We start from the raw sequence: 25,846 nt of genomic DNA, 5'->3' as shown, positions 1-25,846 counted from the left end.
GCGACTGGAATGATGTGGGTGTGAGACTCCTGCGTACTCCCTGGCCGCGCGAGCTGGGCGAAGCCGTGTCGGCCACCGCCCGCGAGTCGACCGGCAGGAAGGAAGACGTCCTCGCCGCCGTCCAACTGACCACCGGCCGCTGGGTGGCCGGCACCCGCGCGGCCGTCTACCTGCCGTCGGATTCCGCGGACGCGGACCGCCGGGTCGGGTGGGAGAAGATCGAGCGCGCCAACTGGGACTCCGAGGCCTCGGTGCTGCACGTCTACGAGACCACCGACTTCGGCACCCCGCTGCGCGCCACCGAGCTCAAGGTCGACGACCCGGGCCGCTTCGGCCAGCTGCTCCGCGAGCGCGTGGACGCGAGCATCGTCGTCCAGCGCCACGTCCCGCTGGCCGGCAAGCGCGGCGTACGCATCGTCGGCCGCCGCAACCCGGCCGCCACCGACGCCGCCGTCACCTGGAACATCGTTCTGGACAAGGGATTGGAGCCCACCCAGCCCGGCATCGTCGACGCCGCCGAGGCGGCCCTCCGGCAGGTCCGCGACGAGTTCGGAATCTGACCCGGCAGCGTCCCGAATCCCGTTTTTGTAGTTCGCCGCCCGCCTGCTAACCTACTCAGGTCCTCGGGGATCGAGGACGAAGCACCACCCCGATCCCGCGTAGCTCAATTGGCAGAGCAGCCGGCTGTTAACCGGCAGGTTACTGGTTCGAGTCCAGTCGCGGGAGCAACAACCAGCCGGGCCTCCACTCGAGGAGCCCGGCTTTCTCATGTCACCCGGCCCTCTCGATGACTAGGTTCAGCGCATGAAGCGGTGGGGATGGGCAGGACTGGCCTGCGGGCTGCTGATGTCAGCCGGATGCGGCACCGAAACCGCAACAACGGCCGGCGGAGGACCGCCGTCCGTAAGCACGCCGGCGCCGAGCGTGGCGCCCAGACCAACGCCGACGCCTCCCCCACCCACCTGCCCGGCATCTGGCGCCTCGATCACCGTCGGCCCGGTCGAACCCGCGCTCGGCCATCGAGCCGTCGTACTCAAACTGACGAACTGCCGAACCAAGCCCCTGACCCTCAACGGCTACCCGCAGGTCGCCGTCCTCGACGCCCGCCGCCGACCGATGAACGTCACGATCACCCACGGCACGTCGTACATGGCAAGAGACCCCGGCCCAACCCCGATCCGCCTCCACAAAGGCGAATCCGCACTGGCGGCCGTCTCCTGGTCCAACACGGTCGAGGTGGCCGAGACCATGGCCCCAGGCACCTACCTCGCCATCGCCCCACACACTGGCGACCGCCCAACCACCCGACCCCTCGCCACCGACCTGGGCACCACAGCCAAACTCACCCTGACCGCCTGGTGCCTGAAATTCCCCAGCTGACCCCAAGCTCCACGAGGAGGTGCTACTTCTCCTTCTTCCGGTCGATCGCCCGCTGGATGCGGTGCTGCGGCTGACCGAGAATCTTCGCAAGCAACGGCACGCGGTACTTGTACGCCGCGATCGCGCCCACCACGAGCACCAGGAAAATGAACCAGCCCATCGGTGTTCCCTTCGTCCGGACCTGCCTCCATCATGCCCGGTCCACCCCACCCACCCCTCAGTCAAACCCCTGACCCACCCCTGGTTTCACACCCCACCCCCACCCACCAGATACGATCTGCCGCACACGGGGCGGTAGCTCAGCTGGTTAGAGCAGGGGACTCATAATCCCTGGGTCACGGGTTCGAGTCCCGTCCGCCCTACAGCGCGAAATGTATGAGTCCGGGTCATCCTTGACAGGTTGGCTCGGGCTCTTGCTTTACGTGGCTCCGGTAGATGCTTGACGGTGGCTTCGGTTGTTTCTTGACACTCGACTCATGCTGATGGCGGTGCCCGCGCGACAACGCACCACCGAGCTGTCGCTGCTGCAACGCCTCGAGATCGCCAACGCACGCAACCGTGAACTCGCCGAAGACAACCAGCGACTCCGCCAACAGGTCGCCCAGGCCCTCGGCGAGCTCCGGGCAGCAGGACGTACTCGGTTCGCGACTGACTAGCACCGGCTCGATCAGCGGGCGGCCACCGCGGTCAGCCTTGCGGTTACCGATCCGCACTGCGACGCTCGCCCAATGATCAGCAGCGTCGCATTCGCTCTGCTGGTGGGCGCACTTCCCCTGCAGTCCTCCGGCTTGGTTGCCAGTACGGCGTTCTAAGGTGTCAGCCGACCGGGAGCCAGGCGGCGCGGATCTCTTCTGGGGATAGGGTCGCAGCCAGGGACTCGTCGACGATGCGGCGTTCGGTGATGTGTTGTTCCTGCACGCGTGCCCGAAGGGCGCTTTCGGATGCCTCCAGCAGCGGTATCAAGCGGAATTTCCACCGTCCGCCTTCGCGGTAGAACGTGAAGGAGACCGGGTTCTCCTTGCCGTCCAGCTTCATCGACACTGTGCCGATGTCGCCGGAGACCTCGACCGTGCCCGCGGACAAGCGCTCCACGGCCGCGGCATTGAGTTGCCCTCGCCGCACCGAATGGGTAACCAACTGAGTCGTCGACCAACTCCGGATACTCTCCTTCGGGACCGTCGCCCGCAGGAAGATCACGGCCAGTTGGTCACTCATCCTGGCTCGCCTGAGATACGGCTCAGGTGCGGTCAAGGCCAGCTTCCTGATCGCTGCGAAATACTCGAGGCTCTCCGCCGTCAGCGATGCCGCCACCGTCTTGCCGTCCTTCGCCAGCAGGGCCTGGCGATACGAGGAGAACGCCTGCGCCACAGCGGCCTTGTCCGCAGCCGAACCAGAGACAGTCGACTGCGGCGTTTGCGCCGGCTCTGCTCGCTCCTCACCGGAACAGGCAACCAGCGCAACGCACAGGACTCCGGCCGTAACCAACCGACCCACAAACCGCTCAGGCACCCGAGCCTCCCCAGATAGCGCCCCACCGCCACACCAGCAGCCAGGAACCACATTGATAGGCCCCATCGGACTCGAACCGGCAGCCCCAGCTCAAAGCCGCGCGCAACGTTACAACGTCCATCTCCAGGCGCCACCACCAACCTTGCAGAGCCGCGCGGGCTCCCTGATCGCGGCCCAACAGAACGGAAAACTCGAACCGCTGCCCTGGCCACGCCGCCGCCGGAGCTGTACGACCCGTGAACTGGTCGCGCTGGCCCAAGGCATGGAATCAACAGTCGGCGAGTCCTACGAGATCGACCTCTGGGCGGCACAGCAACTGCCATCTGAGCACGTCGCGCTGCTGGCCGACCTCCCAAATCCCGTGATCCTGGACGTCGAGGCGGTCCTGCTTACGTCGGCCTCACGAACCAGGACCGCCTCGATGAGGACATCGTCCAAGGCGAAAACTCCCAGGTCACGGCAGCGCCCACGCCGGCGGCTCCAGATAACGATCGATTTGCGACACCCAGCAACTTCTCAAATCGGTGCTCGCGTTGATGACGTGACGCGGTTCGCGGCGTCCTGGCTGGGGGGTTGGATCGACCCGCGTCACCTTCGGTTTCGTGACAATTCCAGCCGTAGACCTGTATCGCACCTCCTCGTTCGGCGTGACAATGAGAGCGTTGGATCACTTGGGCAGCGAGCCCGCCCTTTTTCACCCCGGACGACCCGTTCCCATGGATCCGAAGGGGGAAGCGCTGTCATGGCAAAGGAACAGCTCGGCGTGATCCAGATCAGCAAGCGGATCATCCGAATCGGGCACCAGGACTATCCACTCGCGAACATCTCACGGGTCCAAACGCTGAGGATTCGGTACGGCGGCAGACTCGCCACGCTTGCCCCGTTGCGGGGGCTCATCGTTGTGGTCCTCGTCGCCCTGGTGCTCATCGCCGCCCTGGCAGTGCTACCCACGCTCGACCTGAACGCCGACTTCGACGTCGATACGGTGGCAACCGACATCGCGGGTATCATCAGCGCCCTCGCCGCTCTCCGGATTATTTATCTCCTGCTGGTGTTGTTCTACCGATTGTTCATCAGGAAACAGCGGTACGCGCTGATTCTCGAGACGGCCGGCACGCAGTACACCGCACTGTCCGGCACCGATCCCCACGAGATCACCCGGATCAAGAACGTGATAGTCGACGCCATCGAGAATCCCCCCGAGAGCGTCCGCAACGTCAGCATCAACGGAGACGTCGTCGTCGGTAACAAGGCCGGCAGAGACCAATATCTTCAAGGCGGTTCCGGCAACAGCATGACCATCGACAGATAGTCGTGAGGAGAGAGGCGGGGAGATGTCGGACTACGTATTCGGGAACAAGGCCGGACGGGACCAGATCATCCAGGGCGGCGAGCACAACACCCTCAATGTGTCCCGGGGTGGCGTATCCCAGGACGACGTGGACACCGCCGTGGCGGAACTGCGCGCGTTCGTCGCCGAGCTGACCCGCGCAGGGATCGTTTCCCCAGACGGCAGCGTCACTGACCCTGGCGCGGTCGTCGCCGCCGTACAGTCACACCCCAGACGCCTCAAGGCCCTCACGACCGCCCTCGCCGCCGGCGCCAAGGACACAGTCCTCGCGGCTGTCAAGAGCGGAGTAGCCACCCTGATCGTCGCTCTCCTCGGCCACCCGTGAACCACTGTGTGTGGGCACGCCAGGTCAGTCTTGGACAATCCGTCCAACCGGACCGCCGGGCGGCGGCGCGCTGCTCGCTGACAGCGCCGTGACGACTGTCACCGCGGCAGTGTGTCGACGTGGTCATCGACCCAGCTCGACTTCGGGGTCATCGCGCGTCCTCGGCTTTCTCGAGCGCGGTGATCGCGCGGTTGAGCGCGGACCGGGCGCCGCGCAGTTCGGCGAGCACGTCGACCTGCCGCGTGACCGGCTCGGTGCGCAGTGCGAACGCGCCGACACCTTGCCGGGTTTCGACGAGACGTGGGCCGAGTCGGACGTACGAAGTACGTCGGCATTCCGATGAGCTGGGGCGGTGGCGTACTGGTCCCACGTCCGGGGGCGTGGGACCAGTGTCGCCTCTGCTCAGGCCTGCGCCCGATCAGTGGTGCATGCAGATCGACGCGGGATTGCTGGTCTTGCAGAAGTTGGCGCGGAACACGATGTTCTTGCCCGTCCCGTCCCAGAAGATGTCCAGGTCGTTCTTCTTGAAGAAGTTGCGCACGACCGCGACGTTCTCCGGGGCATCCGAGCCGGCCAGCGATCCGTTGAGGACCGCGAGACCCGCTGACGGGATGTCGCCGGGCTTGGACGCGTTGTTGCCGACGATCTTGTTGCCCTTCACCAGCACGTGGTCGGCACCGAGAACGATGACGCCGTTGCCGGACACAGCCGGTCCGCCTTCCGGATCGGCCGGGCAGAACCGGTCGTTGTCGGTGACCAAGTTGCCGATCAGGGTCCACGCGCCGGCCGGACGGTTGACGCCGTCCGGAGTGGTGCCGTTGGGCCCGGTGTCGAGAACCAGGCCACCGATGCAGTTGGCCCGCATCACGTTGTGGGTCACCAGGCCATGCCGTGAGTCGCGCATGAACATGCCGATCGAATAGCCCTTCAGCAGGTTGTGCGCCACGTACGCTTTCGCGTTGTCGGTGTCTCCGACATACAGGCCGGCCTCGCCGCCGTTGCCGAGCTCGGTGTTGTGGGTGAAGACGACACCCATGGACTCGAACGCTGCCGCGCCGTACTCACCGTGCCTCAGACCGGTGTGATGCGACACCTCGATCCCGCGCTTGGCTTCGAACGCCACCACGCCGATGCCCGGGTGGCCGTCCGTGGTGAGGTTGCTCACCTTGGACCTGCGGTCCGGACCCGCGAACGCGAAGCCGGAGACCTCGTCCGGTGTCGCCCAGCAGGCAGACTTCGTGAACTTCTTGGGTGGTTTGACGACCGTACGACCCTGGCCGGCGCCGACGATCGTGAGTCCCTTGCCGACGACGCAGACCGCGTCGTAGTACACGCCCTTCTTCAACTTGATGGTGTCACCTGAGCGGGCCTTGTCGACCACCTTCTGTATCGAGTGGCCCGGTTTCACCACCCAGGTCCTCGAGTGGTGCGTTCCGGTGGCTGACGCCGTCCCCGCGCTCGCGACGATCAGCCCGACGACCGCGACCAACGTGACGACCAGCCACCGACCTGGTCGTCGCGTCGGCCCACCGCCGCGCGAGCTGCGTCCTGTTCCTGCTGAAGATCTCGACCACGGCTGAACGCGCATGGTCCCTCCCTGTGCCTCGATGGGCATGGTGGCCGCCCAGGCCAGAGCCCGGTGACCGCAGACGGTTAGCCGCAGTGCGAACAAATGGCGACCCCCCGCCATCGCCCAGCGACCAAGGCCAGGCGGAAGGGCGGGCACGGCCTACGCGTAGAAAGCCTGCAGTGTGCAGCCGAACAGTCCGACCCCCCAACACCGCGCAACAGCTACCCACCCCACTTCGGACCCTACGCAAGGAGGGCGCAAAGTCAACCCTTGAAGGGTTCTGGCCCCGTTGACATCGATGCGCAGGACTGCAGTTCCACGCCGGCTCCAAGCTGGGCAAGGAGTGGTTGCGGCTGCGAGGCCGGTACGCCACTGGATCGGCCTGTCGCTGGACCTCCCCGTGAACAAACGCTGGATGCAGGACAACGGCGCGCAGCTCCTCGCCTACTTCGTCGCGGTCTTCGTCGCCGCGCCGCTGGCACTCATGGCCGGAATCCCGAGGGCACCGTGGCGGCCGCCGGTGTGTTGGTCACTCTCCGAAGAGGAGTGGAGCGGTGCCGGGTTCGGCTGTGTGGCGGAAGTAGGTGGGGTCGGCGAAGGTGGCCGGCACCTTGCCCAGGCCTTGGATGACTGTGGCAGGGCCGTTTGCGTGGCCGATGGCGTACAGGTAGCCGGATCGGGTGTCCTTGTCGATGCCGAGGAGCAGGGTGCCGTACTGACCGCACTTCTCGGCGATCAGCGCGTCGAAGGCCTGCCAGGTGGAGCTGCGGACCATCTTCACGACCGGCTTCATCGGCGAGGTCAGAGGGAGCCTGATCGTGTAGAGGGCGCCGCCGCGGGTGGTGGCCAGGAAAGTGTCGTACGTCGCGGTCTGGCTGATGAGCGCCATCGTCTTGACGGCCGAGAAACCGGGCGCGGACTGCGGGTTGGTCCAGCCGAAGCCGCCCTTGCTGTCCCAGCGGGTAAGTGTGCCGTTGGAGCGCAGTGCGTAGTGGTTGACCAAGGCCCAGGGGTTCGTGTCGTGCGGGTAGCTCGTCTCGAGGAAGGTGGCGTCTCCCCAGCCGCCGCCGACGCGGAAGTTGTGCGCCTGTGTCCGGTCGACCTCGCCGGACTCGGTGAGGAAGTAGGTGCTGTCGTACAGCCCGGAGCCGATCACCACATGACCGGCGTACGCGCCGCCGAAACCGGGGACGTCAGGGTCGTTGAAGAACACGGTGCTCAGCCTCGGCAGGCCCTCGGGAAAGAGGTTGGTGTACCGGGGTCTCTCCTGCACCGTCGGCGGCGAACCGGCCGTGATCACCCAGTGGGTGTGATCGCCGGCGGCGGTCACCGACCCCGGCTCGACTTTGCAGGCCGCGGTGGCGGTCGCCCCGCCGGCCGCCGCCCCGCCCGGAGCCGCTGCCAGCAGCCCTGTCACCAGCACGGCGGCGGCCGTCATCCGCCCCGCAGTCCCGAGTCGTTTCGGCATGTTGCCCATCGCTCCCCCACCCAGCCCTTCGAGTCGCAGTAGCAGTCCTGCCCACTGTGATACTCACCAGACCCGGAAAGTTACGCGATCCGCGGGTTCGGGCGGTCGAGGAGGAAAGTTTGCATGGGGCCTTTGCCTTTGACTTCGATGGTGCCTCGGGGATGCGTAGTGAAGTCGGGGCCTAACGCCGCGGCGGCTCGGGCGGTGAGTTGGATGGCCCCTGCCTGGCCGTGGGACTCCATGCGGCTGGCGGTGTTGACGGTGTCGCCCCAGAGGTCGTAGATGAACTTGCGGCGGCCGATCACGCCGGCCACGACAGGGCCCGAGTCGATGCCGATGCGGATCGCCAGCCATTCTTGGCCGGGTTGTGCGGCGAGGCGGATTACCTCGTCGCGGAGTGCGAGGGCCGTGCGGGCGACTGCGGCCAGGTGGTCGGGCCGCGGGTTCGGAAGGCCGCCGACCAGCATGTACGCGTCGCCGATCGTCTTGATCTTCTCGACGCCCTCGGCGTCGGCGATTCGGTCGAAAGCGGAGAAGACCTGATCCAGAAGCGTTACCACGTCGGCCGCGGCCATCACCGCTGAGTGGGCCGTGAAGCCGACCAGGTCGGCGAACAGCACGCTGACCGAGTCGTAGTGTTCGGCGATCACTCCTGGCTCGGTTTTGAGGCGCTCGGCGATCGGCTCCGGGAGGACGTTCAGCAGCAGGTGTTCCGAGCGTTCCCGTTCCGCCTCGAGGGCTCGGTGGGCGCGCTCGCGTTGCTCGACGAAGTAGCTGAGCATGACGTACGCACTCACCATCGTCCCCGCGACGTTCATCACCAGGAACGTGACCACGAAACCGGACGGCAGTTCCGACGGCGACTCCGCAAGCCTGGAGTCGACGAGGCCGAGGATGAACAGCTCGATCAGGAACGCGATCAGCCACGGTACGGAGCGCCGGATGCCGAGCAGCGCGAGCGCGGCCAGCGGGGTGAAGACTGCCCAGAGGATCATCGCGCTCGAGGCGACGAAGCCGCCGAGTGAGACTTGCAGCAGGGCCGGCAGGATGAGGAACGCGAGCAGTTGCGTGGTGCGGAAGATCGCGAACCGTCGCGTGCGCGCCAGAACCGCCAGCCCGACGATCGTGACCAGCTGGTAGAGGGCAGGGATCGCGGCCGAGACCGGGTCGCCGTACGCGAGGTAGGTCGTGACCCAGATCGTGGAGATCACGGTGATCAGCAGCGACGAGAAGATGAGCGTGCCTTGGCGGAGGCGCTCGTCGTGCGTGTCCTCCGGCCGCGCGCCGAGGTCGGCCAGTCGCTCCAGCCAGCGGACACCGGTCCGCCCAGGGCCACGCCCGCGGACGCCAGCCTGGAGCCAGGAACCGGTCACCTCAGCAGCGTAGGCTCGCAAACCGCCGTCGACATCCTCCGAAGCCGCTTCCACGGCATGCTGGGGCCTGACGAAGGAGTGGTCATGGAGTGGAGGGATCTGCCGTACGAGGCTTCGCCGCGGGGTGGGGAGGTCGAGATGTTGCAGTTCGCGTTGGATCGGGTGCGGCAGCAGTTCGCCTGGAAGACCGGTGGGCTGGGGGCTGAGCAGTTGCGGCAGACGCATCCGCCGTCGGCGATGACGTTGGCCGGGTTGATCAAGCACATGGCGTTCGTCGAGGACGGGTTCACGGCGCGGGCAGCCTCGCAGCCGCTGGCGGCCCCGTGGGACACCAGGAGCTGGGTCGAGAACGATCGGTGGGGCTGGGAATCCGCGGTCGCTGACGATCCGGAGGAGTTGTATGCCCTCTGGTACGGCGCGGCCGCGCGCTCGCGTGCCGCGTGGCAGGTGCTGAGCGCCGACGGCGGGCTGGAGGTGGTCGTCGAGGATCCGGACCCGGCGTGGTCGGCAAACCGGCGGATGATCGCCTTCGACCTCCTCGAGGAGTACCTGAAGCACACCGGCCACGCCGACATCCTGCGTGAGGCGGTCGACGGCCTGACGGGAAACGATCCTGCCTGACGGCAGCGCCCGCGCCCGCCGCCAGCTAGATGGCGCCGGAGATGGCTCGGTTGCGGAGTTCGGCCTTGTAGGCCTCGAGGGCGATGAGTTCGCCGAACATGCGGTTGTACTCGTCGGGGCGGTCGATCGGGTTCGTCCTCTGGAGCTTGGACTTCAGGTCGAGGATGCGGCGTGCGCAGGTCAGCTCCTGCAGCCGTGCCAGCAACGCGAGTGCGTACGGCTCGTCGGGCTCGCGGCCGAGCCGGAGGGGGTCCACGGCGAGCGCGCCGACGACGGCGGCCGCGGGGTCGTTTCCGACTGCGTCGCGGACGGCTACCACCCAGGCCTCGCCGGGCGGCGCGGCGGACGGGCCGCCGGTCTTCGCCATCGCGGCCCGGATCGCCGCCAGCCACGGGTGGGTGAAGTCGTGGTCGTCGAGCTCGTCGAACGCGACCCCGACCAGCGCCGGGTACTGCATCGCGACCTTCAGCACGTCCCACTCGATCACGAACCGCTGGTCCCGCGGCGACGGAACGTCGTTCCTGACGACCTGCTGCGCGACGGGCGGCTGGTTGCCGGCCGCCTGCCCCGGCGCCCCGGCCTTGGACGCTGCGCGGTACACCTCCGCGCGGACCTGCTCCTCGTCCATGCCGAGCCGCCCGGCCAGCTCCAGCGAGAAGGACGTCACCTTCGACTTGTCGCGGATGCGAGCGACCAGCGGCGCCGCCTCGCGCAACGCGTCGATCCGGCTGTCGGCCCGGTCGAGGTCGTAGCGGGACAGGATGTTGGTGAGGACGAAGCGGTACAGCGGCACCCGGCGGCCGATCAGCTCGCGCACCGCGGCGTCGCCCTTCTCGAGGCGGAGGTCGCAGGGGTCCAGACCGTCCGGTTCGACCGCGACGTACGTCTGGGCGGCGAACGCCTGGTCGCCCTCGAAGGCCTTCAGCGCGGCACGCTGGCCGGCCGCGTCACCGTCGAAGGTGAAGATCACCTCGCCGCGGAACTGGTCGTGGTCCAGCAGCAGCTGCCGCAGCACCCGCGCGTGGTCGTCGCCGAACGACGTGCCGCAGGTGGCGACCGCGGTCTGTACGCCCGCGAGGTGACACGCCATCACGTCGGTGTAGCCCTCGACGACGACGGCCTGGCGGCCCTTCGCGATCTCGCGGCGGGCCAGGTCCACGCCGTACAGGACCTTGGACTTCTTGTAGATCGGCGTCTCGGGGGTGTTCAGGTACTTCGCTTCGATCCGGTCGTCGTCGAACAGCCGGCGCGCGCCGAACCCGATCACGTCGGACGACGCGTCCCGGATCGGCCACATCAGCCGGCCGCGGAACCGGTCGTACAGCCCGCGCTGCCCGTCGGCGGCCAGGCCGGACGCGACCAGCTCGGCGTTCGTGAAACCGCGACCGCGCAGGTGGCTGACCAGCGCCTCGCCGCCGCGCGGCGAGAACCCGACCCCGAACCGCACGGCCGCGTCCTTGTCGAAGCCGCGCTGGTCCAGGAACTGCCGCCCGAGGGAGGCCTCGGCGGCGCCGAACAGCTGGTCGACGTAGAACTCGGCCGCGACCTTGTGCGCCTCGACGAGCCGCGGCCGCTGGTTCCCCGGGCCGCGCTGCACCGGCGCGCCGGAGTCCTCGTAGCGCAGCTGGATGCCGACCTTGGAGGCCAGCGTCTCGACCGCTTCGGAGAACGTGATCTGGTCGACCTTCTGGATGAAGTCGATGACGTCGCCGCCCTCTTGGCAGCCGAAGCAGTAGAAGAAGCCACGGGACGGCGTGACGTTGAACGACGGCGACTTCTCGTCATGGAACGGGCAGAGGCCCTTCAGGTTGCCCCCGCCGGCGTTCTTCAAGGTCACGTACGAGCCGACGACGTCGTCGATCCGGGCTCGCTCGCGCACCAGCGCGATGTCCTCTTCCTTGATCCGGCCTGCCACGCCGTGAGTCTACGATCATCGGCAAGCAAACACGCCCGCGGGACGACGAACGGGTCCTAACCGAGCAGGGCCGAGTCGAGGAAGGCGATCACTCGCTGCTCCCATTCCGCGGGCGCGACCTGCAGTCCCGCGGTGTGCCCCGCCTCAGGTACGACCCACAGCTGGACGGAACCGGGTGAGCCGGCCCCGATGTACCGGCCGGCGTACTCCTCGTCGGGCAGCGCGCCTCCCGCGATGAGCAGGATCGGGCGTGGCGCGGCCGCCGCGGCGGCGTCGCGCAGCGAGATCGGCTGGTCGGCCGGCGTCAGCAGGTCGGTCACGCCGTAGGTCAGCCACTCGATGCCTTCCTGCAACGTCCCCCGCCAGCCGTACTGGTCCGAGAGCCACGCACGGTCCGCGGTACCGCGGTTGGTCGCGCCCTCGGCGACGACGGCGCCGATCCGCGTGTCCGCGGCGGCCGCGCCGATCGCTTCCTCTCCGCCCATCGACAGCCCGAGCGCGCCGATCCGGGAGCGGACGTCCGGCCTGCTCTGTAGATAGGACACGGCCGCGCCGACGTCCTCGTCGCCGTACCAGCCGAAGTCCATCGCCCGGCCCGCGCTCCGTCCGTGGCCACGGGCGTCGAAGAGCAGGACGCCGTATCCATGCCGCGCCAGCACGGCGGCTTGGCCGAGCGCGTCCGAGCGGGTGGATCCGGCACCGTGGAGTACGGCGACCGCGGCACCGTTGGTCGAAGGGATGTACCAGCCCGACAGCTTGACGCCGTCGCTGGTCTCGAACGTTGCATCGGTGTAGCTCAGTCCCCAATGACCCGGCGTCGTCGCCCCGACCGTGCTCCGGGGCACCTGCGTCGCCGCGACGGCCTGCCCGACCGACATGACGGCAACGAGCGTAAACACCAACAACGCCGGTACGACGAGGAGCCGCCACCAGCCACGCACCCGCCGTACCAGAACGACTGCGGCGAACCCGGTCAGCAACAGCCCGGCCACCAACGCGACCAGCCCGATGACCGCGCCGACTGCAGAGCCTGCCGTGAGATGCGGCAGCCCGAGTCCGATGCCGACGGAGAGGCTCACCGTGCCGGCCACGAGCGCGAGGACGGCGGACAGCACCGGCTCGGTACGGACCCCCACCGGCCGCGGCGTTGCCGTCTTCGTTGCCACCAGCACCCACCTCTTCGGAGTCACCGTACGAAGCGGGCTTCCGGCAGAGCAGGGCCGGAGGTCCCGTGCTGGACAGTCCTCTGCGGCTGCCGTTCGGTGCCATAGGTTGGTTGTCATGCCACGCACCCTGCGACCAGGTCAGCGCGCCGAGCTCTACGTCGTCGATGTGACCTCGGGCGAGCATCGGCTCGTCCACAGCTCCGGCACCATGCTGTTCGAAGCGCCCAACTGGACGCCTGACGGGCAGCTGATCGTCAACGGCGACGGGCGGCTCTTCCGCGTCGGCGACGGACTCGAGGAGATCGAGCTCGGCGGCGTGCCGGCGATCAACAACGACCACGTGGTGAGTCCGGACGGGCGCACCGTGTACGTGTCCGCGAGCGACGGGCACCTCTACGCCGTGCCGATCGGGGGCGGAGCCGGCCGGCGGGTGACCAACGATCGGGGGCAGGGGTTCCACCACTACCTGCACGGGGTCTCGCCGGACGGTACGACGCTCGCGTACATCGGGCTGGAATGGGTCGGCGAGCGGCGGATCACCAACGTCTGGACGATTCCGAGCGCGGGCGGCGCGGATGTCCAGGTGACCGACGACGAGTTCGCCGACGACGGCTCGGAGTACGGGCCGGACGGCGACTGGATCTACTTCAACTCCGAGCGCGCCGGGCACGCGCAACTGTTCCGGATCCGGGTCGCCGACGGGCACGCGGAGCAGCTGACCGACGACGAGCGGGTCAACTGGTTCCCGCACCCGGCGCCGGACGGGTCGGCGATCGCGTACGTCAGCTTCCCGCCCGGCACCGAAGGCCATCCCGCCGACATCGACGACGTACGGCTGCGGCTCCTGACCAGGGACGGCGAGGTCCGCGAGCTGACGAGCCTGTTCGGCGGCCAGGGCACGATGAACGTGCCGAGCTGGTCGCCGGACAGTGCGTCGTTCGCCTACGTCACCTACCCGCTCTAGACGTCGGCGAGGTCCACCGAGGTGTCGGCCAGACGGGCCGGGTCGACCTGCTTGCCGGAGCGGATCAGGCTCTGCACCGCGTCGATGGCGCCCCACGTGTTGACGTGCATGCCGGCCAGCACGTGGTGGTCGTCGGAGAGCCAGAACGCGACGTAGGCGCCGGACTTCGGGTCGCCGCGCAGGACGACCTGGTACGACGTGCCGCGCGGCACCTCCCCGGCGTACTCCATCCCGAGGTCGAACTGGTCGGTGAAGAAGAACGGGATCGCGTCGTGCGCCACGTCCTGACCGAGCATCGCCTTGGCGGCCGACGCGCCGGTGTCCTTCGCGTTCTGCCAGTGCTCGACCCGGACGAACCGGCCGAACAGCGGGTGGTCCCAGCGGACCACGTCGCCGGCGGCGTACACGTCGGCGACCGAGGTCTGCAGGTCCGCGCCGGTGACGATGCCCGAGCCGTTGTCGCGGGTCGCGACCTCGATGCCGGCCTCCTCGGCGAGCTCGGTGTTCGGCTGGACGCCGACCCCGACCACCACCAGGTCCGCCGGAATCACCTCACCGCCGCTCACCCGCACCCCGGTGACCTTGTCGGTCCCCTCGAAGCCGTCCACGCCGGTGCCGAAGCGGAACTGCACGCCGTGCTGCCGGTGGAACTCGGCGAACAGCTCACCGACCTCCTCGCCGAGCACCGACGCCAGCGCGGTGGACTGCGGCTCGACGACCGTCACCTCGCAGCCGCGCTCGCGGGCCGCCGACGCCGCCTCGAGGCCGATCCAGCCCGCGCCGACCACGACGACGCGCGGCTTCGCGGCATACGCATCGGTCAGCGCCTGCGCCTCCTCGGCCGTCCGCAGGTAGTGCACACCCGGCAGCTCCGCGCCCGGGACGTCGAGTGTGCGCACACGACTGCCCGTCGCGATCAGGAGCTTCGTGTACGGCACCTGTGAGCCGTCGTCGAGCGTGACCGTGTGCGCAGCCGGGTCGATCGCGGTGGCCGTGGTCCCGAGGCGGAGGTCGATGTTGTTGTCGTCGTACCACTGCTGGTCGTGCAGCTGGGCGGACGAGGTTTCGTCCTTGCCGAGCAGGACGCCCTTCGACAACGGGGGTCGCTCGTAGGGCAGCGACTGCTCGCTGCCGATCAGCACGACGGCGCCGCTCCAGCCGTCCTTCCGAAGGGTCTCGGCGGCGGTCGCCCCCGCAAGACTCGCACCGACGATCACGATCTGCTCTGCATCAGCCATGCAACGAACCTTAGTCCTCGCCGACCCCTTGCCGCGGTCCCCGCGAGTCGCTAGCTTTGCGCGGACATAATACGTCCTATGTCCTCCTTGGGAGAGCCATGCGCGTACTCACACCGGCCCGTCTCGCGGCCGCCGCCCTGCTGCTGTTCAGCAGCCTCACCGCCCCTACCGCTCACGCCGGCGAAGCCGCCCCCTTCGTCGAGGACAAGGTGCTGTTCCAGCAGAAGACCGAGGGCTACTCGTGCTTCCGGATCCCGGCCGTCGTGCACGCGACGAACGGCGACGTTCTCGCGTTCGCCGAGGGTCGCGTCGCGGACTGCGGCGACGACGGCGACATCGACATCGTGCTGCGCCGGTCGACCGACGGCGGCAGGACGTGGGGCCCGTTGCAGGTGGTGTCCGACGGCAACGGCAGCACGCACGGCAACCCCGTGCCGATTGTTGACAATCAGACGGGCCGGATCGTCCTCGTGTCGACGCACAACGGTCCGGAGCCCTGCACGAACGGCTGCGACCGCGACCCGTACGTCCAGACCAGCGACGACTTCGGCGCGACCTGGACCGCTGCTCGCGAACTGACCGACGCGAAGCTGCCGAGCTGGAACTTCTGGTACGCCACCGGCCCGATGCACGGCATCCAGCTCCAGCACGGCCCACACGCCGGCCGGCTGATCGTCGGCGCGAACTTCGAGACCTACGACGGCGTGGGGCCGCATGTCTACGGCACCCACCTGCTGTACTCCGACGACGCCGGCGAGACCTGGCACATCGGGGCGGCGACGTCCCGCGACGACGGGACGGTGATCGCGCAGGAGGTCACTGTCGTCGAGCGAAACAACGGGCAGATCTACGCGCTGGCGCGGGAACGCGGCACCGATCCCGGCAACCGCGCGTACGCGATCAGCAGCGACGGCGGCGCGAGCTTCGACGCGCCGTTCCGGACGATCCCCCGGTTGGCGATGCCCGACGTCCAAGGATCGCTGCTGCGGTTCGGCACGCACCGGATCCTGTTCTCGGCGCCGGCCCATCCGGCCGCGCGCGAGGTGATGACCGTGCGGTCGTCGTACGACGAGGCGCGATCGTTCGGCACCTGGGAGCAGGGCAAGGTCTTCTACTGGGGCCCGTCGGCGTACTCGGACATGGTCCGGCTCGACGGAGATCAGGCCGGGCTGCTGTACGAGGCCGGCGTCGCGAACCCGTACGAATCGATCCGCTGGGCGCGCTTCAACGAGGCCTACCTGTCGACGCCGAACGGGACGCCGCCGGGGATCCCCGGTCCGCCCGCACCGGGGCCGTTGACGCCTGACACCGGCCCGGCGCACAACCCGGCGTACGTGCGCGGCGGCGCGACTGTTGCCGCCGGCAAGTTCGGGAACGGGCTCGCGCTGGACGGCGTCGACGACTATGTCGAAGTGCCGTACGACCGGTCGATCGATCTCGGCGCAGACGACTTCACGCTGATGACGTGGATCCGGTACAGCGCGACGACCGGTTCGCACGCGATCCTCTGGGCGTACCGGACCGGCTCGGGCAGTACGCCGCAGGTGTGGTTGCGGGCGGAGCCGGAGAGCAAGCGGATCCGCGCGCTGTTGTCGGTCGATCGGTTCAACGTGACGGTGCAGTCCGCGTCGGCGTACAACGACGACCAGTGGCATCACGTCGTCCTGCAACGGGCCGGCGGGAAACTGCGGCTGGTGATCGACGGCGCCGAGGTGGGCTCGGCGACGGCACCGGCCGGCTCGGTCACGGCGGGCAAGGAGTTCGGCGTCCAGGGCATCCACGTCGGCCAGCGCGTCGACGGCGCCAACCGGTTCCACGGCACCCTCGACGAGCTCCGGGTCTACCGCCGGGCGCTGTCGGACGCGGAGCTCACACAGATCCGCCTGACCAACAAGCCCAGCGACAACCGGCTGGGACTCGACCTACCGTTCGACGAGGTGGGCGTGCCAGGCCTGGGCTGAGGGGTCGGTGAGGGAGGCGACCTGGTCGATGACGACGCGGAGGCGGGCGTTGTCGTCGGCCGCCTCCGCGAAGTCGGACCGGAACGGCGCGTCCAGGTGCCGCGGCGCCGTTTTCCACAGGGCTTCCACGAGCTCGGTGAGGAGTTCGCGCTGGGTGGCGCGGCGGGCCTGGCGTTCCGGGGAGTTGAGGACGTGGAACATGCCGACGCCCTTCAGCAGCCCGATCTCGGTACGGACGCCGTCCGGGACAACCAGATCGGCCTCGTAGCGGATCAGCCCGGAGCGGCCGAAGACGGCATGGGTCGCCTGCTCGGCCGCGGTGGCGAACCGACCGATCAGCTGACTGGTGAGGTCCTTCAGCCCGCCCAGCGCCCGCCGGCTGTCGTCGAACGCCGCCCCGGGCCAGTAGTGCAACGACTTCAGCCGCGCCCAGCCCTCGTCCAGCTCGGCATCGGTTGCCTCCGGCAAGTACATCTGCCGGACCGTCTCCCAGTACGGCGCCGGCTCCGCGTCGACCGCGGCAAGATCGATGTGGTGCGCGACGATGCCGTCCTCGACGTCGTGCACCGAATACGCCACGTCGTCGGCGAAGTCCATCACCTGCGCCTCCAGGCAACGCCGCTCCCCCACGCCCGGACGCAACCAGGTGAAGACCGCGAGATCGTCGTCGTACACCCCGAACTTGCGCTCGCCGGCCCGCCGCGGCCACGGGTACTTCGTGGCGGCGTCGAGGGTCGCCCGGCTCAGGTTGAGCCCGACGCTGCGGCCTTCGGCGTCGAACGTCTTCGACTCCAGCCGGGTCAGCAGCCGCAGCGTTTGCGCGTTGCCCTCGAAGCCGCCGATGTCCGCGGCGACCTGGTCCAGCGCACGCTCGCCGTTGTGCCCGAACGGCGGATGGCCGAGGTCGTGCGACAGGCAGGCGGCGTCCACGATGTCCGGATCGCAGCCGAGCGTCGCCGCCAGCTCACGGCCGATCTGCGCGACCTCGAGGCTGTGCGTCAACCGGTTCCGGACGAAGTCGTCGCTGCCTGCCGTCACGACCTGCGTCTTGGCCGCCAGCCGGCGGAGTGCCGCACTGTGCAGCACCCGCGCGCGATCACGAGCGAAGGCCGTCCGTCCCGGCCTCTTGACCGGCTCGGCGACCCATCGCTCGGCATCATGCTCGTCGTACCACTCGTGCTGCTTCCTCATCACCGCTCACAGTAGCGGCGCCCACCGACAGTCGGGGCCGGACCGCGTCAGCCCCAACCGCCCTGAACCATCGTCTGGAACTTCCACTCGCCGGCGACCTTCACGAGCAGGTCGCCGTAGCGGATCGGCTGGGTGTGGCCCTGGTACGTCATCGTGCCGTCGCTGATCACGAACACCAGGTCCGCGGACAGGAAGTGCGGCGTCCGCGTGGTCTCGAGCCGCACGTCGGCGGCGCCGCTCATCACCTGCGCCATCTGCGCGACGTACGCCGCCCGGCCGAGTTGCTCGGCCCGCCCGTTGCCCTTGCCGTCGTCGGACACCTCGTTCAGCGGGAACAGCGCGACGTCGGCCATTCCCTCGTAGTCCTGCTCGGCGGCCAGCGCGTCGTACCGCTCGAACCACGCGAGCACGCTCGCCACGTCCGCCGCGCCCGGCTCGAATCCACCCGTTGTCGGCACGTTCTCGGTCAATCCCGCTCCTCACTCGCTGAAACTTCGTACAGTGTACCCAGTTTAACGGCAGGACCGAGCCCGAAGTTCCAGGCGTCAGCGAGAAACGCAGTACCGGGTCCAGATGACGCCGTCGCGGAACACCTCGGTGCCGGCGTGACGCAGGTCGAGACGGCCGGTGTCGTACCAGCGGTCGCCGCCGATCAGCACCGGATGGACGAGCAGGGCGAGCTCGTCGACCAGGTCGAGCGCCAGGCAGGTTCTCAGCAGCACGCCGGACGAATCGACCCGCACGGTCCGCACCCCGCGGCGACCGAGGACGTCCAGCGCCTCGGCAAGGTCGACCCGGTCGTAGCCGGTGATCAGCTCGGGCGTCGTCGCATCCGGCGGGCGCTCCGGCGTCTGGTCGGCATACAGCGCGAGGACGCCGGACCAGTACCCGAGCTCGCGCAACAACTCCCAGCTCCGGATCCGGGCTCGCTCGTCAACCACCGCGAGCAGCGGACCCTCCGCGCGGGGCCCGCGCCGCGGAGCCGCGAGCAAGGCGTGCTCCTGGGCGAGGATCGCGCCGGCGTCGATCAGCGTCACGTCCTCCTGCCACAGCGTCGCCAGCGCATAGAACCGCGCGAGGTCGACGTCGAATCCCGACGTCACCCCGTCCAGCGAGACCGCCAGCTGAGCCACCACATGAGGCCGCATACCGCCCAACCTAGGGACGGCCACCGACAGAATCTTGTTGCAGAGACTTCTCTGCAGAGACTACGCTGCATTCATGCGACGGATTGATGCCCGGAGTCTGCGCGGACTCGCCCACCCGCTCCGGATGCGCATCCTGGAGGCGATCGAGCTCGGCGGGCCGGCCACGTCGAGCAAGCTGGCGACGCGGCTCGGCGAGAACACCGGGACGATCAGCTGGCACCTGCGGCTGCTCGCCGAGCACGGCTATCTCGAGGAGGATCCCGACCGCGGCACCAAGCGGGAGCGCTGGTGGCGCATCCCCGGCCGCACCTTCCTCGACCCGGCCGAGTTCCTCGACGACCCGGAGACCCGGCGCGCGCTCGACGTGTACCTGCGAGATCTGGTCGAGCGCTACTACGACCGTGTCCGGACGTACGTCGACGAAGACTGGCCTGCCGAATGGCAGCACGCAGCCGGGCTCTCCGACTGGCGCGACCTTCGCCTGACGCCGGAGCAGCTGCACGACCTCAACGAGGAGATCGGGGCCGTCATCGACCGCTACACCGAAACCGCCCCGGCCGAAGGATCGGAGCGCGTGATCGTCCAGCTGCAGTCGTTCCCGCGCCGCTCATGAGTCTGCTGCGCACGCATCGCGACTTCCGGCTGTTCTGGGCCGGCGAGACGATCAACCGCTTCGGCAGCGCCACCTCGTCGGTCGCGCTGCCGCTGGTGGCGATTTCGATGCTCGACGCAACGACCTTCGAAGTCGGCCTGTTGACCGCGGCCTCCTGGGCGCCGTGGCTCCTGATCGGACTGCCGACCGGCGCGTGGATCGATCGGGTACGGCGGCGTCCGGTCATGCTCGCGTCCTCGGCGGTCTCGGGGCTCCTGCTCGCCGCCGTACCGCTGGCGGGCGAGCTGCTGACGATCCAGTTGCTGCTGGTCGTCGCCGGACTGGTCGGAGCCGCGGGAGTCGTGTTCCAGACGGCGTACACCGCCTATCTCCCGACACTGCTCGATCCCCCGGCTCACGCCGAGGGCAACGCCAAGCTGCACGGGAGCGCGTCGGCCGCGCAGATCGCCGGTCTCGGGTGCGGCGGTCTGCTCGTCCAGTTCGCCGGGGCGGCAAACGCGTTGCTCGTCGACGCAGCCAGCTTCCTGGTCGCCCTCGGCTGTCTCGCGGCGATCCGCTTCCGGGAGCGTCGCACGGACGTCCCACGCCGGGCCGGCGCGATCCGGGAAGGCATCAGACTCGTCGCGCACGACGTCTGGCTGCGGACCCTGACGATCTTCGGCGCGGTCTCGAACCTCGCCCTGATGGGCTATCAGGCGATCGTCGTCGTCTTCCTGGTTCGCGAGGCCGGGCTCACCGCGGCGACGGTCGGCACGCTGGTCGCGGCCGCGTCGAGCGGCGGCGTCGCCGGCGCGTTCGTCGGCCGCCACACCCTACGGTTCGGTACGGCGCGGGCGCTGCTGCTCTGCGAGCTCGGCCTGCCGACGCTTGCGCTGCTCATCCCCCTGGGCGCGCGGAGCCCGTCGTTCTATCTGGTCGGCGCGTTCGGCGTGAGCCTGGGTGTGGTCGGCGGCAACGTCGTCAAGGCGACCTTCCTGCAGTCCTACTGCCCACCCGATCTGTTCGGGCGGCTCACCGCGACGACCGCGTTCGTCAACTACGGCACCATTCCGCTCGGCGCACTGCTCGGCGGGACGCTCGGTCAGTACTTCGGCCTGACAACGGCACTCTGGATCACGACCGCCGGCGTACCACTGGCGGGACTCGTCCTGCTCGCGTCACCGATCCGTCGGCGCCGCGACCTCCCGACTCACCAGGGCACCGGCGTGCCGGGGACGACGGCCGACGCCAACCGGATCCGCACCGCCTGACGCGCGCGGTCGTACCCGTTCTCGTCGTTGTGCAGGATCGAGGCGAGGTTCGCGGCCTCGTAGTACGCGTTCAGGTCGAACGCGAGCTGCGCCGGGTCGTCGGCGAGCTCGCCGCGCTCCACAGCCTCCGCGACCGCGGTCTCGATCAGATCCATCCACTCCTGGTGGACGGCGGCGAGGTACTCGTGCACGGCGCCCCCGCGCGCGGAGAACTCGTGCGAGACCTTCTGGAAGAAACAGCCGCCCGGGAACACGCGGCTGCGCGAGTAGTCCAGCCAGTGCCGGCTCAGCGCCCAGACCCGCCCGAGCCCGGGCTCGATCTCGTACGCCGGGACCACCACGTTGTCCGCGTAGATCCGGCGCGCGGCCCGGACGGTCGCCAGCTGCAGCTCCTCCTTGGACCCGAAGTGCGCGAACAGCCCGCTCTTGCTGATCCCGAGCTCGGTCGCGAGCCGCCCGATCGACAGCCCCTCGAGTCCGTCGACCGACGCGATGTCGACCGCACGACGCAGAACAGCACGACGCGTCTGGTCACCCCGCGCCAACCGTCCGTCCACCTTCTCCACGAGTCCCGATCCTAAGTCCATTGACTGCTACGCTGACGGAAACTAATAATACGACCGTTCGTATAGTTTCCGGAGGGGTTTCCATGCAGAAGCTGGTCAGCGTCGGATTGCAGACAATCGGAGTGTTGTCGCCACGACTCGGCGGACGGCTCGCGTTCAAGCTCTGGCGCCGCCCGCTCGCCCGCGGCCGGGTCCGCGCGGACGAGCAGCTGGTCCACGACGCCGCGCGGGTGGAGATTGTCGACAATGTGAAGACCTACGCGTGGGGCGACGGACAGCGCCCGGTGCTCCTGGTCCACGGCTGGCGCTCCCGCGCCTCGCGGTACGCCGGATTCGTCACGCGTCTGCTCGAGCTCGGCTACAGCCCGGTGTCGTACGACGCTCCCGCGCACGGGGACTCCGACGGCGAGGTGGCGTCGATCCTCGGCCACCAGCGGATCATCCGCGCGCTGGAGGAACGCCACGGGCCGTTCGAGGGCGTGATCGCCCACTCGCTCGGCGTACCGTTCGCGCTCTACGCCGTCCGGGAGGGCGTCGCGGCGAAGCGGCTCGTGATGATCAGCGGCATCGCGGACTTCGGCTACCTGGCGGACGCGTTCTGCGCCGTGCTCGGACTGGGCCCGAAGATCAACCGGGAACTGCGGCGGTCGATCGAGCGCGGCTACTTCGACGGCGATGGCGGGATCTGGACCCGGTTCTCGGTCACCACCGGGAAGGCCGAACTGCTGGTGATCCACAACGACGAGGACGACGTCGTGGACCCGGCGCAGGCCGGCCTGCTGCTCCGCAACTACGGCGAGCGGGCGCACTTCCTGCCGACGACCGGCCTCGGCCACCGCAGGATCCTCTCGGACCCCGCGGTGATCGCCGAGGCGGTCGCCTTCCTCCAGGACTCAGCCCAGGACTCAGCCCAGGACTCAGATGTCCCTGAAGGTCTCGATCTGAGCGCCTAGCGAGTTCAGCCGGGTGGCGAGGTCCTCGTAGCCGCGGTTGATCACGTAGACGCTGCGCAGCACCGACGTGCCCTTCGCGGCCATCATCGCGATCAGCGTGACGACGGCCGGCCGGAGCGCCGGCGGGCACATGATCTCGGCGCCGGAGAAGTGCGTCGGCCCCTCCACCATCACCCGGTGCGGGTCGAGCAGCTTGACCCGGCCGCCGAGCTTGTTCAGGTCGGTCAGGTAGATCGCGCGGTTCTCGTACACCCAGTCGTGGATCAGCGTCTGCCCGGTGGCGGTCGCCGCGATCACCGCGAAGAACGGCAGGTTGTCGATGTTCAGGCCCGGGAACGGCATCGGGTGGATCTTGTCGATCGGGGCGTGCAACTTCGACGGCCGGGTGGTCAGGTCGACGAGCCGGGTGCGACCGTTCTCGGCCAGGTACTCCGCGCTGCGCTGGTAGTCGAGCCCCATTTCCTCCAGCAGCGCGAGCTCGATCTCGAGGAACTCCACCGGCGCCCGCCGGATGGTGATCTCGGACTTCGTCACGATCGCGGCGGTGAGCAGGCTCATCGCCTCGATCGGGTCCTCCGACGGCGCGTAGTCGACGTCCACGTCGATGTCGGGCTTGCCGTGCACGGTCAGCGTGGTGGTGCCGATCCCGTCGATCCGCACGCCCAGCAGGTCCAGGTAGAAGCACAGGTCCTGGACCATGTAGTTCGGGCTGGCGTTGCGGATCACCGTGACGCCGTCGTGCCGTGCGGCGGCCATCACCGCGTTCTCGGTCACGGTGTCGCCGCGCTCGGTCAGCACGATCGGCTTGCCCGGCGCGATCGCCCGGTTGACCAGCGCGTGGTACTGCCCGCCGGTCGCCTTCACCTCGAGGCCGAACGGGCGCAGCGCGGTCAGGTGCGGCTCGACGGTGCGGGTGCCGAGGTCGCAGCCGCCGGCGTACGGCAGCTCGAAGGCGTCCTCGCGGTGCAGCAGCGGGCCGAGGAACATGATGATCGAGCGGGTCCGGCGGGCCGCGTCGGCGTCCATCGAGCCGAGGTCGAGGTGCGCGGGCGGCACGATCTCCAGGTCGCCGGCGTCGTTCAGCCAGGTGGTCCGCACGCCGATCGAGTTCAGCACCTCGAGCAGGCGGTTGACCTCTTCGATGCGGGCCACCTTGCGCAGCGTCGTCCGGCCCTTGTTCAGCAGCGAGGCGCAGAGCAGCGCGACACCGGCGTTCTTGCTCGACTTGACGTCGATCGCGCCGGAGAGCCGCCGGCCGCCGGCCACGCGAAGGTGGACCGGGCCGCCGCCGAGAGAGACAATTTCGGAGTCGAGTGCTTCGCCGATCCGGGCGAGCATCTCGAGGGTGAGGTTCTGATGACCCTTCTCGATCCTGTTCACCGCACTCTGGCTGGTGTTCAGCACTTCCGCGAGCTGCGTCTGCGTCCAGCCGCGATGCTTGCGGGCGTCCCGGATGAGATTTCCGATCCGGCTCAGGTAGTCATCGGTCATGCCCCGGACCATATCTCACATATGAGATATCACTGCATCGACCCGCCGGTGCCAGCGTAGCGAACGTCACTCGAGGACCGGACAGGACCCGTGCGACCTGGTGAAACGCCCGCAGCCTACAGTTACCCCCAACTCCCGCCGCCACCCGGAGAGGACCCACCAGATGCCCGACGACACCTCCGCCGGCGTGGTCAGCGAGTTCGAGGCTGAGTCATGGCCGCTGGAGGCGGCCGCGGACAGCTTGCACCAGGTCATCGACGGGTTCCACAACGGCGACACCAGGCCGCTGGTGATCGGCGACGGCGACCAGCCGGTGCTCGTGGTGCTCGCGATCGCCGACCTGGCCGACTTCCGGGCCCGGATCGCGGAGCTGCTCGGCAACCCGGTGGACGCCGGCTGGCTGCGGTACTACCTGCGCTCGAACTTCGACATGAGCTCGGAGCGCCTCGTCGAGCTGCTCGGCGTCGACGCGGACCACGGCCTGTCGTCGCTGGCCAGCCAGGTGAACGTCGAGCAGGCCGCGACGCTGATGCCGGACCACCTGCGCCGTACCGAAGCCGGCGGGAACCCGCTGATGCTGATCGGCGACGGGACGATGGCGACCGCGGCACTGCTGTCCTTCCAGGCCTTCCAGGTGCTGCTCGCGATGGACGGCGACGGCAAGACCGAGGACGACTCCTGCGCGCACGACGACGAGGAGAAGCCGACGACGCCGCTCGAGGCGCTCGCCGAGCGGATCGGCCCGGTCTCGACGCAGCTGGTCGCGCAGATCAACGCCGGCCACGAGCCGGGCCTCCCGCGGTACGAGCTGCACTTCGAGGACGAGCTGATCGAGCACCTGCGCGATCTCGAGGCGCGCGCGCAGAAGACGCCGGGCGGCGGGGCGTACGACGAGCTGAACGGCCTGCTGCACCAGTTCGACCGGATGCGCAGCGGCCTGGTCCAGGCGGAGGCGGCCGACGAGCCGGACGAGGCGCCGTACCTCGAGGCGACCGATCTGAAGGCGGCGATGCCGGACATCCGGGACGCGTTCCGCGAGGGCGCCGACGATCCGTACCTGGTCGGCCTGGACGGGCGGCCGGTCGCCGGGCTGATCTCGTTCGACCTGTACGAGGAGCTGCAGAAGGTCTCGGTCGACCTGGGCGGCACCGACGAGGCGCCGGTGCTCCCGCTGCCCGAGCCGCGCTGGGAGAACGGGCCGCGGCTGCTGCCGTTCGACGTCGCGCTCGAGATGTGCGAGGCGGTCATCGAGGACCTGACCAACGGCGAGGCCTCGATGCTGTTCATCGCCGACGAGGACGACGAACCCGAGCTCGTCCTGGCTCCCCTGGCCTGGCTCTGGGCGTACGTCGACCACCTCGACCTGGAAAACGCCGAGGCCTGACAGCCGGGCAGCTCGCCTCGCTGCAGCGTCAGCTGAACGGGAAGAGCGGCTGCCACTCGGCGAGGGTGCTGATCTCGTAGACGCCGGCCGGGGTGTAGGGGTCCTTGGCGAGGATGTCGCGGACCTCGGCCTCGTCGGCGACGTCGTACACGAGCAGCGCGCCGGTCTGGTCGGTGAACGGTCCGGCGGCCACGAGCTTGCCGGCCGCCTTCAGCTCGGCGAGGTACTCGCGGTGGGCCGGACGGACCTCCATCCGGCGGTCGGTCTCGGCGACGTCGAAGCGCAGCTGCACGACAAATTGGGCCATGCGCAGAACTCTACAAGGCCCTTGGAAACAAGAGGATTTGGTGCGGGAGAGGGAGTCACGAGCCGCCACAGCGGCTGGTTCAGGTCAGACCCGAAAGTCGAC

At 68.8% G+C, this 25,846-nt stretch carries 28 protein-coding genes and 2 tRNA genes; 15 read left to right on the top strand and 15 right to left on the bottom strand.

Translation table 11 applies throughout. The features are described from left to right. Positions 1–20: 20 nt before the first annotated feature. From AB0I12_RS21580 to AB0I12_RS21570, 3 genes are all read left to right on the top strand, one after another. Positions 21–560 carry a hypothetical protein gene (locus tag AB0I12_RS21580; RefSeq protein ID WP_359932435.1) on the top strand — a complete coding sequence of 180 codons (540 nt, stop codon included), beginning with the start codon at positions 21–23 and terminating at the stop codon, positions 558–560. 93 nt (positions 561–653) lie between these two features. Continuing rightward, a tRNA-Asn gene (locus AB0I12_RS21575) sits at positions 654–726 on the top strand. A gap of 78 nt (positions 727–804) precedes the next feature. After that, a complete protein-coding gene (locus AB0I12_RS21570; RefSeq protein ID WP_359932432.1) occupies positions 805–1,380 on the top strand; it encodes a DUF4232 domain-containing protein in 576 nt (191 codons plus the stop codon). A 22-nt stretch (positions 1,381–1,402) separates the two neighbouring features. Here AB0I12_RS21570 and AB0I12_RS21565 read toward each other — a convergent pair whose 3' ends face one another. Next, positions 1,403–1,540, bottom strand: coding sequence for a hypothetical protein (locus AB0I12_RS21565; protein ID WP_359932429.1), 138 nt, complete (start codon positions 1,538–1,540; stop codon positions 1,403–1,405). A gap of 128 nt (positions 1,541–1,668) precedes the next feature. Between AB0I12_RS21565 and AB0I12_RS21560 the strand changes: the two genes are divergently transcribed. Both AB0I12_RS21560 and AB0I12_RS21555 read left to right on the top strand, forming a co-directional pair. After that, positions 1,669–1,742: transfer RNA gene (locus AB0I12_RS21560), tRNA-Ile, on the top strand. Positions 1,743–1,856: 114 nt separating this feature from the next. Then, entirely contained in the window at positions 1,857–2,036 is a 180-nt protein-coding gene (locus AB0I12_RS21555) for a hypothetical protein (protein WP_359932426.1), read from the top strand. Between the two features lie 160 nt (positions 2,037–2,196). Here the strand turns inward: AB0I12_RS21555 and AB0I12_RS21550 are convergent, their stop codons facing one another. Continuing rightward, a complete protein-coding gene (locus AB0I12_RS21550) occupies positions 2,197–2,889 on the bottom strand; it encodes a hypothetical protein (RefSeq protein ID WP_359932424.1) in 693 nt (230 codons plus the stop codon). Positions 2,890–3,631: 742 nt separating this feature from the next. Between AB0I12_RS21550 and AB0I12_RS21545 the strand changes: the two genes are divergently transcribed. Further along, the gene (locus AB0I12_RS21545) at positions 3,632–4,201 is read left to right on the top strand and encodes a DUF6232 family protein (protein ID WP_359932421.1); all 570 of its coding nucleotides are present in this window, start codon (positions 3,632–3,634) and stop codon (positions 4,199–4,201) included. Positions 4,202–4,223: 22 nt separating this feature from the next. Then, positions 4,224–4,565 carry a hypothetical protein gene (locus tag AB0I12_RS21540; protein ID WP_359932418.1) on the top strand — a complete coding sequence of 114 codons (342 nt, stop codon included), beginning with the start codon at positions 4,224–4,226 and terminating at the stop codon, positions 4,563–4,565. Between the two features lie 148 nt (positions 4,566–4,713). On the opposite strand, the gene AB0I12_RS21535 is transcribed toward AB0I12_RS21540, so the two are convergent. Next, a complete protein-coding gene (locus AB0I12_RS21535) occupies positions 4,714–4,935 on the bottom strand; it encodes a hypothetical protein (RefSeq protein ID WP_359932415.1) in 222 nt (73 codons plus the stop codon). A gap of 48 nt (positions 4,936–4,983) precedes the next feature. Continuing rightward, positions 4,984–5,946 carry a hypothetical protein gene (locus tag AB0I12_RS21530; protein WP_359932412.1) on the bottom strand — a complete coding sequence of 321 codons (963 nt, stop codon included), beginning with the start codon at positions 5,944–5,946 and terminating at the stop codon, positions 4,984–4,986. Positions 5,947–6,001: 55 nt separating this feature from the next. Here AB0I12_RS21530 and AB0I12_RS21525 point away from each other — a divergent pair, with 55 nt between their 5' ends. After that, the gene (locus AB0I12_RS21525; RefSeq protein WP_359932409.1) at positions 6,002–6,145 is read left to right on the top strand and encodes a hypothetical protein; all 144 of its coding nucleotides are present in this window, start codon (positions 6,002–6,004) and stop codon (positions 6,143–6,145) included. 519 nt (positions 6,146–6,664) lie between these two features. Here AB0I12_RS21525 and AB0I12_RS21520 read toward each other — a convergent pair. Further along, the gene (locus tag AB0I12_RS21520) at positions 6,665–7,603 is read right to left on the bottom strand and encodes a hypothetical protein (protein ID WP_359932406.1); all 939 of its coding nucleotides are present in this window, start codon (positions 7,601–7,603) and stop codon (positions 6,665–6,667) included. 80 nt (positions 7,604–7,683) lie between these two features. After that, positions 7,684–8,976 (bottom strand): adenylate/guanylate cyclase domain-containing protein, encoded by a 1,293-nt coding sequence (locus AB0I12_RS21515; protein ID WP_359932403.1) that lies wholly within the window; start codon positions 8,974–8,976, stop codon positions 7,684–7,686. Positions 8,977–9,060: 84 nt separating this feature from the next. Between AB0I12_RS21515 and AB0I12_RS21510 the strand changes: the two genes are divergently transcribed. Continuing rightward, on the top strand, positions 9,061–9,597 hold the full coding sequence (locus AB0I12_RS21510; protein ID WP_359932400.1) for a DUF664 domain-containing protein: 537 nt from the start codon (positions 9,061–9,063) through the stop codon (positions 9,595–9,597). A gap of 25 nt (positions 9,598–9,622) precedes the next feature. Here the strand turns inward: AB0I12_RS21510 and dnaG are convergent, their stop codons facing one another. Together dnaG and AB0I12_RS21500 are read right to left on the bottom strand one after the other, a co-directional pair. After that, positions 9,623–11,512 carry a DNA primase gene (gene dnaG / locus AB0I12_RS21505; RefSeq protein ID WP_359932397.1) on the bottom strand — a complete coding sequence of 630 codons (1,890 nt, stop codon included), beginning with the start codon at positions 11,510–11,512 and terminating at the stop codon, positions 9,623–9,625. A 56-nt stretch (positions 11,513–11,568) separates the two neighbouring features. Beyond that, positions 11,569–12,678 carry an alpha/beta fold hydrolase gene (locus AB0I12_RS21500; protein WP_359932394.1) on the bottom strand — a complete coding sequence of 370 codons (1,110 nt, stop codon included), beginning with the start codon at positions 12,676–12,678 and terminating at the stop codon, positions 11,569–11,571. Between the two features lie 115 nt (positions 12,679–12,793). Between AB0I12_RS21500 and AB0I12_RS21495 the strand changes: the two genes are divergently transcribed. After that, a complete protein-coding gene (locus AB0I12_RS21495; RefSeq protein ID WP_359932391.1) occupies positions 12,794–13,642 on the top strand; it encodes a biopolymer transporter Tol in 849 nt (282 codons plus the stop codon). On the opposite strand, the gene AB0I12_RS21490 is transcribed toward AB0I12_RS21495, so the two are convergent. Next, positions 13,639–14,880 (bottom strand): FAD/NAD(P)-binding oxidoreductase, encoded by a 1,242-nt coding sequence (locus AB0I12_RS21490; RefSeq protein ID WP_359932389.1) that lies wholly within the window; start codon positions 14,878–14,880, stop codon positions 13,639–13,641. The two genes, AB0I12_RS21495 and AB0I12_RS21490, sit on opposite strands and share 4 nt — an antisense overlap. Positions 14,881–14,978: 98 nt before the next feature. Between AB0I12_RS21490 and AB0I12_RS21485 the strand changes: the two genes are divergently transcribed. Continuing rightward, positions 14,979–16,841 (top strand): sialidase family protein, encoded by a 1,863-nt coding sequence (locus AB0I12_RS21485; protein ID WP_359932386.1) that lies wholly within the window; start codon positions 14,979–14,981, stop codon positions 16,839–16,841. On the opposite strand, the gene AB0I12_RS21480 is transcribed toward AB0I12_RS21485, so the two are convergent. From AB0I12_RS21480 to AB0I12_RS21470, 3 genes are all read right to left on the bottom strand, one after another. After that, entirely contained in the window at positions 16,803–18,032 is a 1,230-nt protein-coding gene (locus AB0I12_RS21480) for a deoxyguanosinetriphosphate triphosphohydrolase (protein ID WP_359932383.1), read from the bottom strand. The two genes, AB0I12_RS21485 and AB0I12_RS21480, sit on opposite strands and share 39 nt — an antisense overlap. A 47-nt stretch (positions 18,033–18,079) precedes the next feature. Further along, positions 18,080–18,502 (bottom strand): nuclear transport factor 2 family protein, encoded by a 423-nt coding sequence (locus tag AB0I12_RS21475; RefSeq protein WP_359932380.1) that lies wholly within the window; start codon positions 18,500–18,502, stop codon positions 18,080–18,082. 75 nt (positions 18,503–18,577) lie between these two features. Continuing rightward, complete coding sequence (locus tag AB0I12_RS21470) at positions 18,578–19,180, bottom strand: dihydrofolate reductase family protein (protein WP_359932377.1); 603 nt, start codon at positions 19,178–19,180, stop codon at positions 18,578–18,580. Positions 19,181–19,253: 73 nt separating this feature from the next. On the opposite strand from AB0I12_RS21470, the gene AB0I12_RS21465 reads away from it, so the two are divergent. Both AB0I12_RS21465 and AB0I12_RS21460 read left to right on the top strand, forming a co-directional pair. Further along, positions 19,254–19,793 carry a helix-turn-helix domain-containing protein gene (locus AB0I12_RS21465; RefSeq protein ID WP_359932374.1) on the top strand — a complete coding sequence of 180 codons (540 nt, stop codon included), beginning with the start codon at positions 19,254–19,256 and terminating at the stop codon, positions 19,791–19,793. Then, positions 19,790–21,043 carry an MFS transporter gene (locus tag AB0I12_RS21460; protein WP_359932371.1) on the top strand — a complete coding sequence of 418 codons (1,254 nt, stop codon included), beginning with the start codon at positions 19,790–19,792 and terminating at the stop codon, positions 21,041–21,043. Before AB0I12_RS21465 ends, AB0I12_RS21460 begins: the two co-directional genes overlap by 4 nt. On the opposite strand, the gene AB0I12_RS21455 is transcribed toward AB0I12_RS21460, so the two are convergent. Continuing rightward, positions 20,983–21,609 carry a TetR/AcrR family transcriptional regulator gene (locus tag AB0I12_RS21455; RefSeq protein WP_359932368.1) on the bottom strand — a complete coding sequence of 209 codons (627 nt, stop codon included), beginning with the start codon at positions 21,607–21,609 and terminating at the stop codon, positions 20,983–20,985. The two genes, AB0I12_RS21460 and AB0I12_RS21455, sit on opposite strands and share 61 nt — an antisense overlap. A gap of 83 nt (positions 21,610–21,692) precedes the next feature. On the opposite strand from AB0I12_RS21455, the gene AB0I12_RS21450 reads away from it, so the two are divergent. Further along, positions 21,693–22,562, top strand: a complete 870-nt coding sequence (locus AB0I12_RS21450) for an alpha/beta hydrolase (RefSeq protein ID WP_359932365.1) — start codon at positions 21,693–21,695, stop codon at positions 22,560–22,562. Here AB0I12_RS21450 and AB0I12_RS21445 read toward each other — a convergent pair. Next, positions 22,527–24,053: a UDP-N-acetylglucosamine 1-carboxyvinyltransferase gene (locus tag AB0I12_RS21445; RefSeq protein ID WP_355688876.1), complete on the bottom strand. Its 1,527-nt coding sequence runs from the start codon at positions 24,051–24,053 to the stop codon at positions 22,527–22,529. The two genes, AB0I12_RS21450 and AB0I12_RS21445, sit on opposite strands and share 36 nt — an antisense overlap. A 163-nt stretch (positions 24,054–24,216) precedes the next feature. On the opposite strand from AB0I12_RS21445, the gene AB0I12_RS21440 reads away from it, so the two are divergent. Beyond that, positions 24,217–25,437, top strand: a complete 1,221-nt coding sequence (locus AB0I12_RS21440) for a hypothetical protein (protein ID WP_359932362.1) — start codon at positions 24,217–24,219, stop codon at positions 25,435–25,437. Positions 25,438–25,465: 28 nt separating this feature from the next. On the opposite strand, the gene AB0I12_RS21435 is transcribed toward AB0I12_RS21440, so the two are convergent. After that, positions 25,466–25,744, bottom strand: a complete 279-nt coding sequence (locus AB0I12_RS21435) for a muconolactone Delta-isomerase family protein (protein WP_359932360.1) — start codon at positions 25,742–25,744, stop codon at positions 25,466–25,468. Positions 25,745–25,846 lie beyond the last annotated feature (102 nt).

The sequence above is a fragment of the Kribbella sp. NPDC050459 genome, assembly GCF_040655315.1.
Classification (GTDB): Bacteria; Actinomycetota; Actinomycetes; order Propionibacteriales; family Kribbellaceae; genus Kribbella.
This window is presented reverse-complemented; position numbering and strand designations above follow the sequence as displayed.

Coding starts and splice junctions, on each gene's coding strand:
- AB0I12_RS21545 (WP_359932421.1), top strand. CDS start 3,632: ATGGCAAAGGAACAGCTCGGCGTGATCCAGATCAGCAAGCGGATCATC.
- AB0I12_RS21465 (WP_359932374.1), top strand. CDS start 19,254: ATGCGACGGATTGATGCCCGGAGTCTGCGCGGACTCGCCCACCCGCTC.
- AB0I12_RS21460 (WP_359932371.1), top strand. CDS start 19,790: ATGAGTCTGCTGCGCACGCATCGCGACTTCCGGCTGTTCTGGGCCGGC.
- AB0I12_RS21485 (WP_359932386.1), top strand. CDS start 14,979: ATGCGCGTACTCACACCGGCCCGTCTCGCGGCCGCCGCCCTGCTGCTG.
- AB0I12_RS21565 (WP_359932429.1), bottom strand. CDS start 1,540: ATGGGCTGGTTCATTTTCCTGGTGCTCGTGGTGGGCGCGATCGCGGCG.
- AB0I12_RS21470 (WP_359932377.1), bottom strand. CDS start 19,180: ATGCGGCCTCATGTGGTGGCTCAGCTGGCGGTCTCGCTGGACGGGGTG.
- AB0I12_RS21555 (WP_359932426.1), top strand. CDS start 1,857: ATGCTGATGGCGGTGCCCGCGCGACAACGCACCACCGAGCTGTCGCTG.
- AB0I12_RS21490 (WP_359932389.1), bottom strand. CDS start 14,880: ATGGCTGATGCAGAGCAGATCGTGATCGTCGGTGCGAGTCTTGCGGGG.
- AB0I12_RS21445 (WP_355688876.1), bottom strand. CDS start 24,053: ATGACCGATGACTACCTGAGCCGGATCGGAAATCTCATCCGGGACGCC.
- AB0I12_RS21510 (WP_359932400.1), top strand. CDS start 9,061: ATGGAGTGGAGGGATCTGCCGTACGAGGCTTCGCCGCGGGGTGGGGAG.
- AB0I12_RS21570 (WP_359932432.1), top strand. CDS start 805: ATGAAGCGGTGGGGATGGGCAGGACTGGCCTGCGGGCTGCTGATGTCA.
- AB0I12_RS21440 (WP_359932362.1), top strand. CDS start 24,217: ATGCCCGACGACACCTCCGCCGGCGTGGTCAGCGAGTTCGAGGCTGAG.
- AB0I12_RS21495 (WP_359932391.1), top strand. CDS start 12,794: ATGCCACGCACCCTGCGACCAGGTCAGCGCGCCGAGCTCTACGTCGTC.
- AB0I12_RS21435 (WP_359932360.1), bottom strand. CDS start 25,744: ATGGCCCAATTTGTCGTGCAGCTGCGCTTCGACGTCGCCGAGACCGAC.
- AB0I12_RS21540 (WP_359932418.1), top strand. CDS start 4,224: ATGTCGGACTACGTATTCGGGAACAAGGCCGGACGGGACCAGATCATC.
- AB0I12_RS21520 (WP_359932406.1), bottom strand. CDS start 7,603: ATGCCGAAACGACTCGGGACTGCGGGGCGGATGACGGCCGCCGCCGTG.
- AB0I12_RS21480 (WP_359932383.1), bottom strand. CDS start 18,032: ATGAGGAAGCAGCACGAGTGGTACGACGAGCATGATGCCGAGCGATGG.
- AB0I12_RS21450 (WP_359932365.1), top strand. CDS start 21,693: ATGCAGAAGCTGGTCAGCGTCGGATTGCAGACAATCGGAGTGTTGTCG.